Origin of the sequence: Methylomonas lenta (assembly GCF_001644015.1) — a bacterium.
Classification (GTDB): domain Bacteria; phylum Pseudomonadota; class Gammaproteobacteria; order Methylococcales; family Methylomonadaceae; genus Methylomonas; species Methylomonas lenta.
In genome coordinates this window covers 1-1,274 of the sequence record NZ_LUUI01000058.1, presented here as the reverse complement: position 1 = coordinate 1,274, position 1,274 = coordinate 1, and the positions used below count along the sequence as shown (strand labels likewise).

Annotated in this window: 1 protein-coding gene; it reads right to left on the bottom strand. The window is 51.6% G+C overall.

Annotated features, from left to right (window positions below):
* Positions 1 to 252 precede the first annotated feature (252 nt).
* Positions 253 to 1,274 (bottom strand): DHA2 family efflux MFS transporter permease subunit (locus tag A1359_RS04150; protein WP_157200461.1); only part of this gene is annotated, 1,022 nt, incomplete at its 5' end.

Here is a 1,274-nt window from a genome sequence, read left to right as displayed (position 1 = left end):
CGCTGGTCAGATCGACCCGTTCGGTTTCATAGCTGAATATGCCCTCTTCGAGGACGATGTGGGGTGATAACGAACAGGCGCCAGGGCTGTAATAAAGTTTCATGGTGTGGTCTCCTCAGGCTAAAAAATGGGTAGTCGGTATCAGTTGTGCTCGTCACCGCAGGTGATGCAGGCGAGACCATCAGGTTGAGCGCTGCAAATTTATTGATCCATAGGTTACTCCGCAGGAAATTAACAAGAAGCTTCATGCGGTCAATGGCCGCCTGCCGCGCCACCTGCGTCCGCCGACACTTTTCTGACCAATGGCATCAGCAATAACGCCAAGAGAAAAACCAGGGTGAGGATATGAAAAAGTGTGTTAAGGGTAATCACCTCGGCTTCTCGCATCACCAGGCCGTATAGCTGCTTGAGCGCGGCCAGTTCGCTATCCGGTAACGACAATCCGGCCATGCGTTCCTGCAAGCCCGCCAGTAGTGATTGCGCTTGTGGAGAGCCCGGTGTCACCGACTCGCGCAACACGGCGTAATGTTGCTTGTTCAACTGAATCATCAAAGTGTTGGCGACCGCCAGACCTATCGCTCCACCCAGGTTGCGCATCAGGTTGTACAGTCCGCTGGCGTTTTTGACTTCTTCAGGCGGCAACGTACCCAAGGCCAGTGTATTGATGGGCAAAAAGGCAAACATCAGCGCGAAGCCGCGCAAAGCCTGTGGCCAGAAAAACTCCCAGTAGCCTGACTCATGCGTGAGATCGCCGTTCATCCAGGAACCCAGCCCATAGAGAGACAAACCCAGTGCCATCATCAACCGTGAATCCAGCACCTTGGCGAGTGGGCCGGCGACAAAGGCCGACAACAGTTGAAATAGTCCTGTGACCATCACATATTGGCCAATTTGCAGGCTATTCAGGCCTTTGACGCTAGCCAGATACAACGGCATCAAATAAATTGTGGTATACATTCCAACACCCAGGATGAAGCTGAATATACAGCCGACAGCGAAGTTGAAATTACGGAAGGCCCACAGATCGACAATCGGGTGTTCGATGGTCAATTCACGATAGAACATAGCGATGCCTGCCACGGCGGCAACCACGCTAAAAAATAAAATTTCATGGCTATCAAACCATTCCTTCCGCACCCCTTCTTCTAACACGAATTGCATGCTGCCGAGAAAGATGATGATGTAGACTATGCCGAGAAAATCGATTTTTTCGAGTAATTCCCAGTCCGGTTCATCCACCCGCACGAACAGCCAAGTGCTCAGACACACCAAAA